This window comes from Leptospira weilii (assembly GCF_006874765.1).
In the GTDB taxonomy this organism is placed as follows: Bacteria; Spirochaetota; Leptospiria; order Leptospirales; family Leptospiraceae; genus Leptospira; species Leptospira weilii.
In genome coordinates, this window is sequence record NZ_CP040840.1 from 2990001 (window position 1) to 3002500 (window position 12500).

16 protein-coding genes (2 of these 16 cut by a window edge) are annotated in these 12500 nt (G+C 43.5%); 4 read left to right on the plus strand and 12 right to left on the minus strand.

From position 1 onward, the window contains the following. The 11 genes from atpG to lepB all read right to left on the minus strand — a co-directional run. On the minus strand, positions 1 to 105 hold the 5' portion of the coding sequence (gene atpG / locus FHG67_RS14500) for an ATP synthase F1 subunit gamma (RefSeq protein ID WP_004498685.1). It extends 756 nt beyond the left edge of the window; 105 of the gene's 861 nt are visible here — the first part of the coding sequence; the start codon lies at positions 103 to 105; its stop codon lies beyond the left edge, outside the window. Positions 106 to 119: 14 nt separating this feature from the next. Then, positions 120 to 1631 (minus strand): F0F1 ATP synthase subunit alpha, encoded by a 1512-nt coding sequence (atpA, locus tag FHG67_RS14505; protein ID WP_004498689.1) that lies wholly within the window; start codon positions 1629 to 1631, stop codon positions 120 to 122. Then, on the minus strand, positions 1621 to 2181 hold the full coding sequence (gene atpH, locus FHG67_RS14510) for an ATP synthase F1 subunit delta (RefSeq protein ID WP_002632820.1): 561 nt from the start codon (positions 2179 to 2181) through the stop codon (positions 1621 to 1623). Before atpH ends, atpA begins: the two co-directional genes overlap by 11 nt. A 3-nt stretch (positions 2182 to 2184) precedes the next feature. Beyond that, a complete protein-coding gene (locus FHG67_RS14515) occupies positions 2185 to 2706 on the minus strand; it encodes a F0F1 ATP synthase subunit B (RefSeq protein WP_004494956.1) in 522 nt (173 codons plus the stop codon). Positions 2707 to 2709: 3 nt separating this feature from the next. After that, complete coding sequence (locus tag FHG67_RS14520) at positions 2710 to 3012, minus strand: ATP synthase F0 subunit C (protein WP_002632911.1); 303 nt, start codon at positions 3010 to 3012, stop codon at positions 2710 to 2712. Between the two features lie 40 nt (positions 3013 to 3052). Further along, positions 3053 to 4165, minus strand: coding sequence for a F0F1 ATP synthase subunit A (gene atpB / locus FHG67_RS14525; protein ID WP_004494947.1), 1113 nt, complete (start codon positions 4163 to 4165; stop codon positions 3053 to 3055). A 76-nt stretch (positions 4166 to 4241) separates the two neighbouring features. Next, positions 4242 to 4598 (minus strand): hypothetical protein, encoded by a 357-nt coding sequence (locus tag FHG67_RS14530; RefSeq protein WP_036074850.1) that lies wholly within the window; start codon positions 4596 to 4598, stop codon positions 4242 to 4244. A gap of 125 nt (positions 4599 to 4723) precedes the next feature. Continuing rightward, a complete protein-coding gene (locus FHG67_RS14535; protein WP_142499835.1) occupies positions 4724 to 5353 on the minus strand; it encodes a TPR end-of-group domain-containing protein in 630 nt (209 codons plus the stop codon). An 86-nt stretch (positions 5354 to 5439) separates the two neighbouring features. Beyond that, positions 5440 to 6153 (minus strand): hypothetical protein, encoded by a 714-nt coding sequence (locus tag FHG67_RS14540; protein WP_004494876.1) that lies wholly within the window; start codon positions 6151 to 6153, stop codon positions 5440 to 5442. Between the two features lie 90 nt (positions 6154 to 6243). Then, a complete protein-coding gene (locus tag FHG67_RS14545) occupies positions 6244 to 6534 on the minus strand; it encodes an AtpZ/AtpI family protein (protein ID WP_016759812.1) in 291 nt (96 codons plus the stop codon). Between the two features lie 5 nt (positions 6535 to 6539). Then, on the minus strand, positions 6540 to 7541 hold the full coding sequence (gene lepB, locus FHG67_RS14550; RefSeq protein ID WP_004498770.1) for a signal peptidase I: 1002 nt from the start codon (positions 7539 to 7541) through the stop codon (positions 6540 to 6542). A gap of 87 nt (positions 7542 to 7628) precedes the next feature. Here lepB and FHG67_RS14555 point away from each other — a divergent pair, with 87 nt between their 5' ends. The 4 genes from FHG67_RS14555 (at position 7629) to FHG67_RS21800 (ending at position 11773) form a co-directional block, all read left to right on the plus strand. After that, positions 7629 to 8432: an HpcH/HpaI aldolase family protein gene (locus FHG67_RS14555; protein WP_002632870.1), complete on the plus strand. Its 804-nt coding sequence runs from the start codon at positions 7629 to 7631 to the stop codon at positions 8430 to 8432. Between the two features lie 2 nt (positions 8433 to 8434). Next, complete coding sequence (locus tag FHG67_RS14560) at positions 8435 to 8986, plus strand: TetR/AcrR family transcriptional regulator (RefSeq protein ID WP_004494907.1); 552 nt, start codon at positions 8435 to 8437, stop codon at positions 8984 to 8986. Between the two features lie 745 nt (positions 8987 to 9731). Beyond that, positions 9732 to 10751 (plus strand): magnesium/cobalt transporter CorA, encoded by a 1020-nt coding sequence (gene corA / locus FHG67_RS14565; RefSeq protein WP_004494942.1) that lies wholly within the window; start codon positions 9732 to 9734, stop codon positions 10749 to 10751. An 872-nt stretch (positions 10752 to 11623) separates the two neighbouring features. Beyond that, the gene (locus FHG67_RS21800) at positions 11624 to 11773 is read left to right on the plus strand and encodes a hypothetical protein (RefSeq protein WP_004494924.1); all 150 of its coding nucleotides are present in this window, start codon (positions 11624 to 11626) and stop codon (positions 11771 to 11773) included. Here FHG67_RS21800 and FHG67_RS14570 read toward each other — a convergent pair. Beyond that, on the minus strand, positions 11770 to 12500 hold the 3' portion of the coding sequence (locus FHG67_RS14570; protein WP_004501004.1) for an LIC10774 family surface protein. Its footprint extends 340 nt past the window's final position; only the last 731 of its 1071 coding nucleotides appear in the window; its start codon lies off the right edge, out of view — the gene reads right to left on this strand; its stop codon occupies positions 11770 to 11772. The two genes, FHG67_RS21800 and FHG67_RS14570, sit on opposite strands and share 4 nt — an antisense overlap.

The following is a 12500-nucleotide window of genomic DNA, read 5'->3' on the forward strand; positions in this document are numbered from 1 at the left end:
GATCTTCTTGGACTTGGCCGTGGAGACCATTTCCATCGTCCGGGTGATCTTTCTCGTGTTCTTGACCGAGGTGATTCTTTTCTTTATTTCCCTTGGAGTTGCCAAAGCGAACCTCTATCTCAGTGCTTTCTTAAGAATTCTTCCGCGACTTGACTCAGAACTTCGCCGAGTTTTTCTTCGTCGGAGATTTTCTTTTCTTTGCGGATCGCATCCAATACTTCGGAATATTTTTCTTTGATCGTGGTTAAGAGAAACTTTCCGTATTCTTGAACTCTTGCGACAGGAATCTTATCCATAAATCCGCGAGTTACCGCAAAAATTTCCACGACTTGTTCTTCCACAGGATACGGAGAAGAAACGGGCTGCTTGAGCATCTGAACGATTCTATTTCCGCGATCGAGCTGTGCTTGCGTCGCAGGATCGAGTTCGGTTCCGAGCTGAGCGAACGCTTCCAAGTCGCGGAACTGTGCGAGTTCGAGTTTCATCTTACCGGCGACTTGTTTCATCGCTTTGATCTGTGCCGCGGAACCGACGCGGGAAACCGAAATCCCCACGTCCACCGCGGGACGAAAACCCGATGCGAACAAGTTGGACTGGAGATAAATCTGTCCGTCGGTGATCGAAATCACATTTGTAGGAATGTATGCGGAAACCTCGCCTTCCTGAGTCTCGATGATAGGAAGAGCTGTCAAAGAACCCGCGCCGTATTTGTCGTCGAGTTTCGCGGCTCTTTCGAGAAGTCTGGAGTGAAGATAGAAAACGTCTCCAGGATATGCTTCCCGACCCGGAGGACGACGAAGCAGAAGAGACATCTGACGATACGCAACGGCTTGTTTAGAAAGGTCATCGTAAACCACGAGAGTCGCTTTTTTTTCGTTATACATAAAGTATTCGGCCATACTGCATCCGGAATACGGAGCGATGTATTGAAGCGGTGCGGGCTCCGCAGCGGTTGCGGAAACTACGATCGTATATTCGAGCGCGCCTTTGTTGCGGAGCATTTCAACGGTGGAAGCAACGGTAGAAGCTTTCTGACCGATCGCCACGTAAACGCAGATCACTCCGGTTCCTTTTTGGTTGATGATCGTATCGAGTGCGATGGAAGTTTTTCCGGTTCCGCGGTCGCCGATGATGAGCTCTCTCTGACCACGCCCAATCGGAATCATTGCGTCGATCGCTTTGATACCGGTTTGCATCGGCTCGCCTACGGGCTGTCTCATCGCGATACCAGGAGCCGGAGATTCCACCGGTCTGGTAAGTTTTGCATCAATCGGACCTTTTCCGTCGAGAGGTTCGCCTAACGGGTTTACTACGCGACCCAGAAGTTCTGGTCCTACCGGAACTTCCAAAATACGGCTGGTTCTTTTTACGGTGAATCCTTCTTGGATTGCGAGGTAGTCTCCGTAAACGACCACACCCACCGAATTTTCTTCCAGATTAAACGCCTGTCCGAAGATTCCGTTTTGAAATTCGACCATCTCTCCGGACATCACGTTTTTGAGTCCGTACACTCTGGCGATTCCGTCCCCGATTTCTAAAACCGTTCCGACTTCATCAACGCCGAGGTCTTTTTTATAATTTAAAATTTCTTGTTTGAGTACGGACGTAATTTCGTCTGTTTTAATTTTCATAGACGGCTCCAACCGGTAATTTCTTTTCCAACATGGCTTTCTTGATTTCCCCGAGCTGGGAAGCGATTGACTTTTCGATTTTCAAGTCGTTGAATTGTACGACAAATCCGCCCAGAAGAGACTTATCTTCCGAGACTTCCAGGACAAATTCCGATTTGAATCTTTCCGAAAGTATGGATCCGAGTTTCGCGATTTGAGTAGGTTCCAAAGAAGGATAACTTTTTACTTGCGCGCGAACCCTTCCCTTTTTCTTATCTAACTCTACGGTGAACTGCTTTTGAATTTCGGGAAGGTTGATGAATCTTCCTTTGTTTAAAAGCACTCCGAGAAAGTTTAGAGTTACGTCCAAAATTTTTCCCCGGAGATTTTTTCCCAAAATACTTTCTTTCTCTTCGATCGACACAGTGGGAGAAAGAAAAAAGTTTCTGATCTTTTCCTCTTCGAAAAGAAGCCGAACCAAATCGCCGAGTTCTTGTTCCACTTCTTCCGGAGAATTTACAACTCCTAAAAGCGCGGATGCGTATATCTTTGAAACACCGGAATCGTTCATTGGCTATGCGCTCAGTTTCCCCAGTTTATTCAACTCGACTTCGATAAAAGCCTTGTAGTCTTCCGCTTTTAATTGTTTTTCCAAAACCTTCCCTGCAATGGTAATCGTCATTTCTACGAACTGAGTTTGCAGTTGTTCCAGAGCTTTTCCTTTCGCGAGTTCGATTTCTTTCACCGCCTGATCTTTCTGAGCCTTCACTTCCTGGTTAGTTTCTTCCAGTAATTTGTTCTTCAGCTTCAAAGCATCGGATTTGGCCTCCGCGACGATTGCATTCGCTTCGTCTTTTGCAGAGTCAAGTCTAGCTTCGTAATCCTTCAGAAGAGCTTCCGCCTCCGAACGAAGTTCCGAGGCCTTTCGGATGTCGTTCTGTACGGTCTGAGCTCTTTCATCGAGAGCCTTCAAAATCACATCCCAGGCAAACTTTTTGAGGACTAAGACTACGACCAGAAAGGTAATCAGAGTCCAGACTACTAGACCCGGATTTACGTCTAAGAGGCTCAATCCCTTAGCAGCTAAGAGTATCAACTTTTATTTTCCTTTTTCTTCGGTTACTACAGGTGTGGAAGCCTTTGTTTGGTTGGCAACAGTTGCTTTCAGACCTTCGTTCAGAGTTCCCGCCGCTTGGAAAGCGATCACAAGAGCGAACAATGCCGCCCCTTCGATCAACGCAGCAGCGATAATCATTGCGGTTTGAATTTTACCACCCGCTTCCGGTTGTCTTGAAATTCCTTCCGTAGCGGAACCACCGATTCTTCCGATCCCGAGTGCCGCTCCGAGAATTGCGACCCCTGCAGCGATCCCCACGCCGATATATCCTAATCCAAATTCCATATTGCCCAATTGTCTCCTTGTTGATTCAATATTCCTACAATCAATGCCTATGCATGCTTAGCCCTACGAATAAGGAAGTAAGCAGTACGAAAATATAAGCCTGGAGAAACGCCACGAAAATCTCCAAGACATAGATCAGTCCCGAACCGATGATCGAAACCGGCACGATTCCCCAAGACTGAAACTGAAAGATAAAACCCATCAAAGCGAGAATGATCACGTGTCCCGCGGTCATGTTCGCTAAAAGTCGCACGGTAAGCGCAAATGTTTTTGCCATCGGAGAAACGAGAAACTCCAGAGGCCACATGATCAAATACAGAGGAAGAGGAACCCCGTTCGGAACGGAATGCCAGAGAAATTTCGGCCCTTGATAAATAAAACCCGCGGTATAAATGAGGAACATCGTAAGAAGCGCGAGAGTCATCGTAACGGAAATATCTCCGGTTACGGTGATACCGCTCCAAATCTTTGCGACAAAAGGAACCTCGTGATGAGAAGCATGTCCACCGTGAGCCACGATCAACTTTTCAGGAACCGGAGTGACGAGACCGATCTTGGTCGCCGCGATCACACCGTATTCTTTTCCGACTACAAGCAATTCTCCGACGGAAGGAACAAGTCCCATCAAGTTACAGAATAAAATAAAGAAGAACAAAGTGAAGATGTAGTGATAATAGCCGTGACCGTGTCCGTGCATACTTTCGTCCACGATGTCCTTGCGCAAGAAATTTACGAAAACTTCCACGGTGTTTGCAAAGCGGGATTGGATCTTCAGAGGATTTTTTGCGATGATTCTCGCCGCGGGAATAAAGACGATGAAAAGAAAAAACGCTACGATCCACATCATCGTGACGCGTTTCGTAATGTGCATATCGAAACCGCCGACATAGTGAAAACGTTTTCCTGTTTCGTGATCGGTAAAGATCGAGGAAGCGGAGGAATCAAAATCTGCTTCCCCTTCGAAAACCCTTATCCCACCGACATTAAACGGAAATTCGGCACTGTCCATCAAATGATGAACGATGACTTCGTTCAAATCGAAGACCTTATGCGAAGATTGCTCCGATGCAAATATTTGGATTGGTAAAAATACGACTAAGAGTGCAAAGAAGATAAACTTTTTTGTCATAAAAGAAGTCTGTTTTAGATACATTTTTTCGAATTAAAAAAGGGGACCGTCTCAAAATACGAACCGCCTATACAGAATTGGCGAAGCTCTCCGGTGTTTTTTATTTTATTACGCTTCCGGAAGACTCAAAGCTCGCGAATACAACTATTAGAAAGTGGCTGAAATGGGCAATCAAAAAACCGATTATAAAATCAGAACTATCGTTCTGCGAAACTGCGACCCAAACAGCGATTCCACTGCAAAAGAAAGAAGCCGCCATTATACCCATTTGAATTCCCACTCCTTTTTCGGGAAATCGGAGAATAGTAATCATCTTTAGAAGATAAAAAGGAACGAGTAAAAACAACGCAAGAACACTTCCGGAAAGAAATTTCCTCTCCGGATAAAAGACTTCGCAACCCGCCACCAAGACGAGAATCAAAACAGCAAATCCTAATAGATACTTTTTCCAACTCATTTTAGAATTCATAAGAGAAAACGGTTTTCAACAAAGAAGGTCGTTGCGAAGTTTCCAAAGCATTCAAATTGAGAATGGAATGCTGTTTCGACAGACAATCCTTTCCGAAAAGCTTGCTACTGACTTCACTGCACTTCGAGTCCGTATCCCGTCCTCCTTTTCTGCCGATTACTTTCCTTCTTTGAATAAAAATTTCGATGTATGCGAAGAATTCGAATAAAATCCTCGTCCCGACGGAAACGATCAAAGTCTCGATCCTTTTCAAATTTATCGACGGTCATCCTCAGAGAGAATGCCATCTTCATATAATGGATCATTTTCCATTTATCTCCGCGAATGGAATGAAAACAGGCGAGATTGAATGCAAGTCTGGAATCTCGGATCTTAGCAGGAATCAATTGATAGAGAAGAGGCAGAAATTGATCATCCTCCGCAAATACAGCGTAAGCAAGAAGATCCGCTGCAAAATCTTCTCTCGCAGAATAGGCGCTTCCACTTTTAAATCCGTCTAACGTAGCATCGCCGATCCCAAAGACGGAAACGCTCATCGAATAGAAACGAGCCACAAGAGCCGCGTTCTTCCATTCTTTCCGAGAAATATAAGAATTAAAATTCAACGCGCTTTTAACAAGAATATAACTTCGCAAAGATTCTTGTATGGAAACAAATCTACAGCTCTCAAATAAAAACAGACAAGAAACGACGATCAGAAATCGAAGAAAAAACGATTTCCGGATATTCAATTCAAAACTCATGCTTTAACTCTCAAAATAAAATTTTCATAATTCCTATCGGACAAGACCACTCGAAGCATTCGTTGAGAGTTTCCGAAAACGACGTTTTAAAAAACCGTTCCTACTCCGATTTTTCCGCCGTAATCGAAGCCTACGATTTCTCCCGTATAATAACGACTAAAACATAAAAAGTGAATATAGGCCGCTCCCGATTGAAAACGCCATCCGAGATTGATTCCGAATCGACCTATGCCCGATCCTCCCCCCGCCGTCAGATACAAATTGGGAAATACTCCGCTTTTATCGCCCTTACCATAAAAGTAACCGGATCTCGCACCTAACTTTAGTTCGGTGATCAAGCCGTCTACCACAGTAACTTTTTGATTGATTTGAGAGGCGTAGTCCGTCAATTGAAGCCCCGTCAAACGAGCGTAATAGTAAAACCGCTCCACGTCCGAATTGGGCTCGTAAGCGGTTCCGCTTCTTTGGATCTTTGTTTGAGAAATGGAAATACCCCAAGTGAGAATGCTTGTTGATTCGTACACAAATGTTTGTTCGGAGATTTTAAACGTAGTGTTTGTGGGCCTGGATAAATATCTATACGCGAGATAAGAATTCACCGGATCGGATCCGGAAGTCAAGAGTCGAAACGAAGCGATTTTGGCGGCCTCCGTGTCCGGTTGCGATTTCATCTGCCCTTCTCCTCCGCCGACCAAATAATCGAAGGAAGAATATGGACCGGCTATAAGATGAGAGATCAATAGAAAATACACACTTGCAAAAACCCGAAGATTTCCGGTCCATCGATCGCTTTTTACCATTTCGTTTTCTCCTTAAATCGCAGCGCTTTCACACAATATCGAAGCGATGCCTTTTCACGTTTTACTTTCTCAGCCATTGCGGATTCCAAGTTACTTCTTCAAAGTCGTTCTGTAGATGATGTAATAGATTCCGTAGGAAAATCCGAGAAGACAAGCGCCTAACAAACCGAAGGGAGAAGAATGAAATTTAGTATCCAGATAATTTCCCAGATAAACCGAACCGACTACGATCACACCGAATTCGATTCCGAGCCCCGCAAATTCCCAGGGAGAGAATTCTTTTTCTTGGCGCTTAGAATCCTTTTGAAACCCGGACGCGTCTTGAGCGTCCTTATCGGAGGATTCATTTTTACCGGAAGGTTCTGAATTCTTTTCGGACATAGCGCCTAACGCAGAATCGTGCCGATCCGATTCCAACGAACTTCCATTCTCCAGATTCTATACCGAAGAGTGCGTTCGATCCAACCGGCTTTGCTTTCCTCGCGCACAAGTCCTATCTCGGAAGGATGGCAATTTTTTATGAGTTCTTCTCCCTGATACCGTTCTGCAAATTCCGGGCCTTTCTCGGAAAGTTCCTTTCCGCTCTTATATTCGCAGACATTGTCCTTCCAGTTGATGGAAAAATAGATCACCAAAGCTTTTCCAAGGATGTCTTCCCTTTTGACAAAACCCCAAGCGCGGGAATCGTGAGAATCGTCCCGATTGTCGCCAACGACCATATATTGATTTTCGGGAATCTGGCAACCGATTGAAAAATTACATTCGTATCCGTCGAGGCGTTTACGATCTTCTTCATAACCTTCTAGAACGTAGTGTTCAAAGCCGGGTTTCTTTTCCAAAAACAAAGATCTAGTCGGGGCATAAAGGTTGTCCAAATCTCCTAGAATAGTTCCCTCTTCTATTTCCACAGGATCGTAACCTTGAAATGTGTCGGATCCTTTTTCCTTATATTCGATCACGGAATAGTTCACGTTTCCTTTTTTCGTGGAAAGAAATTTAGAAGAGATTCGGATTGTGTCCCCCGGCAGACCTACCACACGTTTCACGTAGCGTTTTGCGAAAAAACCGTCTCGGCTATCTCCTAAACTCAGAGCCCGAAGCGGAGGCGCGAAAGTAACGATATCCCCCCGCTTGGGATCGTCGATCCGAATCAGTTCCGCCTCGGTAAAAGGCATACGAATCGAATATCTCATCTTATTCACAAATAGAAAGTCCCCTATTTTTAAAGTGGGAATCATCGATCCAGAAGGAATATTATTCGCGTCCAAAACCGAGGATTTGAAGGCAAATACCAAGATCACGATCAAAATAAAGGAAAATGCGGAGCTGATCGGAGATTCCTCTCCGGTAGACGAATTTTTTGTTTTTACCTCGGATTCCAGGTTCATAAGGAAAGCAAAAAGAATCTTCCCTCCCCTGTCAAATCCTGCGTTAAAAATTCTATCGGTTTTTCAAAAATCACCGATACTTTGACTGTGAAAGAGCAATTAGACCGCAAACTTATCGAACTCAGAAGAACCCTCGTTTCTCTTACCGATCAGTATCCAATCTGCGGATTGAAAGGCGGAACCGAAACAGAGGACATGGATACGGACGAGATCCGAATTCTCCATTTGGTGGCGAAAGACTTAGTTCCAGTCATCGTGAAAATCGGAGGACCCGAAGCAAGGACAGATATCCGAATGCTTGTCAAAGAGGAAATCGAAGGGATTTGCGCTCCTATGATAGAATCCTCTTACGCACTCAAAAATTTTATTCAGACATTAAAGAGCATGCTCACTCCCGTCAATTATGGAAAAATTTCCAAATCGATTAATCTGGAAACGATCACGGGTTATAAAAATTTGTTGGAAATAGCGGATTCCCGCCCGTTTGCGGACTTGGACCAAGTTACCGCGGCCCGTTCCGATCTTTCCGCTTCCATGGGCCTAATTCCGGACGACGAAGAAGTGATGAGAGTAACGAAGAATATCGTTTATCTCTCCAGAGAAAGAGGAAAAAGAACTTCCGTCGGCGGAACGATCACAAAATCCAATTTCAGAAAAATCGCAGAAACCATCAGTCCGGATCTCATCAATTCGAGACATGTGGTAGTGAACTCTCAGGATTCTTTGAAAAAAAATCCGGAAGAAGTCGCCGAAGCAATGTTATTTTTCGAGATCGAGCTCTACGATCTTTTTTCCGTCTTAAAACCCGAAAAGGCGTTCTCCTATAAAAATAGAATGGAAACGAACAGAGAAAGAATCGGAGCCAGAAAGGTACTATATTCTATTCGGTAAGAATGGCTAAAGATACCCGAGATCTAATTCTCAAAACCTCTCTCAAACTTTTTTCAGAACAAGGCTATCACGGAACTACGATGAGACAGGTTGCTTCGAAAGCGGGCATGTCTCTCGGACTCGCGTATCGTTATTTCGATTCGAAAGAAGCGATCCTCGAAGGAATCATAGAATCGCATGATAAAATCCTAAAACGTTATATAACAGACGAAGTTGTCTCGAATCCGAGTCGGGAGGATCTGATTATGAACGTTTCCGAAAGTATCATCACTCTTGTCAAGGAAAACGAGGACTATCTCAGACTCTATTGGAATCTTATGCTTCAACCCAAAATTCATAGGTTGAAGCGAAGAAATATTCGCCTCGTGAATATGATCTTTTTTGAAACTTCGAAAAAAACGATCCGCTCCATTAAACCGAATTACACGGAATTCGAAATCAAGAACCTCGCTTCGACTACGATCGGTTATATGATCAATTACCTCACGAACAAGAAAGAATTCTCGCTCGACGACTTCCGCAACTTCCTCATTTACACTCTGAAAAATACATAATTCGCGATCCCGAGAGCGAATTAGCTGAAGCCAGCGGAGCATTACCGAGCGACCATAGAAGCGAGGTTGAGCTAATCGAAAGCTCTTAGCGAAGCTAAGAAATAGAGCGACCTATCTCGCGACCCATAGGAAGCGAGATAGCAAAAAGATAGCGGAGCGTAATCTTTTGCTCCCAACAACGTTGGGAAATCCGAGCGACCCATAGGAAGCGAGATAGCAAAAAGATAGCGGAGCGTAATCTTTTGCTCCCAACAACGTTGGGAAATCCGAGCGACCCATAGGAAGCGAGATAGCAAAAAGATAGCGGAGCGTAATCTTTTGCTCCCAACAACGTTGGGAAATCCGAGCGACCCATAGGAAGCGAGATAGCAAAAAGATAGCGGAGCGTAATCTTTTGCTCCCAACAACGTTGGGAAATCCGAGCGACCCGTCGGGAGCGAGATAGCAAAAAGATAGCGGAGCGTAATCTTTTGCTCCCAACAACGTTGGGAAATCCGAGCGACCCGTCGGGAGCGAGATAGCAAAAAGATAGCGGAGCGTAATCTTTTGCTCCCAACAACGTTGGGAAATCCGAGCGACCCGTCGGGAGCCATAACTTTATGATCCCAAAAGTCTTCTTAATTTATGGGGTTGGTTATGGTCGGGAGCGAGATTGAGTTTGTAAGCGGACTCTTCGCGAAAGCTTAGATAATTTTCTTGCCAAACATTCTTTTCGAAATAGTTTCAACCTTCGGAGATTCTTTCATTGAAACAAATCTTATTCACTGAATTCTTCCCGGAAGAAAATCAAGAAAAATCGGTAGCAAATCCTTGTAAGATACTTCCGGAAACAAATAACAAACCTCCGGAATTCTCCGAACTGGAATGGCTTTGCACCAAAGGTTTAGTTTGGATCGATCTGGATTCAACGGAAGGAGAAGATATGGATTTTCTGGCAAGGGGGTGCAATTTCCATCCGCTTGCGATAGAGGATTGTATCAATAAAAATCAAAGACCGAAATTGGACGAATACGAATCGTATCTATTTATCGTTCTGCATAGATTTCAGTACGATATAGAAAAAAGAATTCTAAAAAATAACGAGATCCATATTTTTTTTAACGAAAAATTTGTAGTCACCGTCCATCAAAAAGAAGAACCGTCAATCGAACAACTCAAAGCACGTTGTATGACACAGGGAAATCCGCTTTCCAGAGGAACGGATCAGATTCTTTACATGCTGTTCGATCAGACAGTGGATTCCAACTTTCCGATCTTGGATAAGATTAGCGAAGAGATCGTTCGGATCGAATCGCAGATACTCGTAAACCAAGACACTCAGCAGACCATCGCCGGAATCCTCTTCCTCAAACGAAATCTAACTCGGATTCGAAGAATTCTTTCTCCTCAAAGGGAAATCGTCAACAGTTTGATTCGAAGAGATAACAGTTTCCTAAGTCCAAAAATTCAGATTTATTTCCGGGACGTTTACGATCATTTGAGTCGGATCTATGAAACGATCGACATGGATCGGGACCTTCTTGGGAACACTATGGATGCGTATTTTTCAGTAATTTCACAAAGAACCAACGATATTGTTAAGCGACTTACTCTGATTAATTTGATCTTTATGCCGCTCACTTTCCTAACCGGTTTTTTCGGGATGAATTTTACTACAATCCCCTACGCAAACGCTCCATTGTTGTATATTACGATCGGACTAATGTCCCTCATCCCTACCAGTATGATATTTTGGTTTCGAAAAAAGCACTGGTTCAAAGACTAATGTTGAAACCTCTTTCATTTTCGAAAGAGGTTCCTTGTTTCGGGAATCGAATCCGCAAAAATCAAGGAGTATTCGGAAAATTCGATTTCTTATTCGCAAATTTATACTTTTCGGCAAAATACAGACGCTTACACGCATTACAAACTTTTCTATAAAATGTGAGAACGTATACAGAATCCAAAAAATCGCTCCTCTACAGATTCGTAATTCTGAAATATAGCAGAGTTGTTGAAAAATTACTTCTCCATCTATTTCTGTTTCATTGAAACGGACGATTGGAGCAGACTTGTTAATCTCCACTATTGAATTTTTCAACAACTCTATTATTGCAAGTTATCTCAAAAATATTCCATCTACTTTCGAAAAATCATTACATAACGTTAAAATCCATTTTTGAGATGACCTATAATCATGTAAAATCTCGGAAACTTCATTATATAGAATTAATACGACTCGGAATCATAAATAGAATATTATGATAAACTGATTTATAGAATTAGAATGTTTGAATCTTACTCTAAAAAGTCAGAGAATTTCCGATTTGACTTAATTTTTGAGAACCGCTATACTTTTGCAAAACCGACCGTTTATTTTCGAGTATCATTTTTATGCGTCGAGTCGTAATTTATCCGCAAATGTGTTCGGAAGTTTTTTGCACTGTGGGAACTCGTGCGTTTTAGAAGTCTGTATCTAAGGATCAAAACTGATATTTTTCAAGTGTTCCGACAAGAATGAGGCTTTTACCTTGCGAGAAGTATCATTTTCTGATAGAGAAAAATCTCTTGAGCCTTTTCCCACCGCCTCTCCACCCCACCCAAAAATCAGGGGAAACTCAGGCGCAAGAGTTCCCTAAACTCAGTAAACACCTTCCTATGGGTCGGTGTTTAGGTCGCTCTGCGGGGCCGATCGTTTCACAGAGGATTTGTCGGAATTCCGACAGATTTATCTTCGGATCCAAGTTTGTGGGTAAGGTGATGCCTTCCCTCGATTCTATCGAAAAAGAGGGAAGAATCATTTTTTAATTACAATGGTTTGGAGCCACAGATCCTTCCTCATAGCGAACAACCGTTTCCTTGCTGAGGTGTTTTATGTCCAAGCCGACCTTGTCGGAGGTAGTAGAAGACATCTGAGGCGGAAAGTGATCCCAATAGTTATTCTTTGCGAATAGAATTTGCGGATCGTTATAGGCACCCGGTATCCATATGTCCTTGTATGAATTGCAGGAAATCGTATTGTTTCCCTCGCTTTTAGCCGGTCCCCCTCCCAAATCAAGTCCACTTTCAGTGAATATACCTATGTAATTTCGAGAAATTACATTGTTCTCCGCTTTGTCATAGTAGATTCGATTGCCACTATAATTAGCAATCCCATGATAGTTATGAGTAAGTTGATTTCCAGAGATTAAACTACTAATATAAACTCCACCGTTGTAATAAATATGGATACCGTATCCCACGGGCATCCCCGTGATTGTATTATTCCTAATCATTAGGGATCCATACTTTACGGAAATTCCACTTGTTACATGAACTTCCGGGGCTTCCGGGTTCGGGTTGGTAATTTTAAATCCTGCAATTTGAGAGTTATTTTTCGGGATAAGAGCGGTATCATAGGGACCAACGATCCCTCCCCCCTTGATCCAAGTAGGTCCTGTTTTAGGCGTGGTTCCCGGCGGTCCCGCGTAAAAAGAAGAAGAGCCCCCAATCATGCCCTTTCCGTCATAGTCTCCGTATAGGTTGACATCCTCCG

Bases quoted from the DNA above. Each gene is read 5' to 3' on its own strand.
- FHG67_RS14545 (WP_016759812.1), bottom strand. From the start codon at position 6,534: ATGTCCGAAAAGAATTCAGAACCTTCCGGTAAAAATGAATCCTCCGAT.
- FHG67_RS14540 (WP_004494876.1), bottom strand. From the start codon at position 6,153: ATGGTAAAAAGCGATCGATGGACCGGAAATCTTCGGGTTTTTGCAAGT.
- FHG67_RS14560 (WP_004494907.1), top strand. From the start codon at position 8,435: ATGGCTAAAGATACCCGAGATCTAATTCTCAAAACCTCTCTCAAACTT.
- atpB (WP_004494947.1), bottom strand. From the start codon at position 4,165: ATGTATCTAAAACAGACTTCTTTTATGACAAAAAAGTTTATCTTCTTT.
- atpH (WP_002632820.1), bottom strand. From the start codon at position 2,181: ATGAACGATTCCGGTGTTTCAAAGATATACGCATCCGCGCTTTTAGGA.
- lepB (WP_004498770.1), bottom strand. From the start codon at position 7,541: ATGAACCTGGAATCCGAGGTAAAAACAAAAAATTCGTCTACCGGAGAG.
- FHG67_RS14535 (WP_142499835.1), bottom strand. From the start codon at position 5,353: ATGAGTTTTGAATTGAATATCCGGAAATCGTTTTTTCTTCGATTTCTG.
- atpA (WP_004498689.1), bottom strand. From the start codon at position 1,631: ATGAAAATTAAAACAGACGAAATTACGTCCGTACTCAAACAAGAAATT.
- FHG67_RS14530 (WP_036074850.1), bottom strand. From the start codon at position 4,598: ATGAGTTGGAAAAAGTATCTATTAGGATTTGCTGTTTTGATTCTCGTC.
- FHG67_RS14520 (WP_002632911.1), bottom strand. From the start codon at position 3,012: ATGGAATTTGGATTAGGATATATCGGCGTGGGGATCGCTGCAGGGGTC.
- FHG67_RS21800 (WP_004494924.1), top strand. From the start codon at position 11,624: ATGGGTCGGTGTTTAGGTCGCTCTGCGGGGCCGATCGTTTCACAGAGG.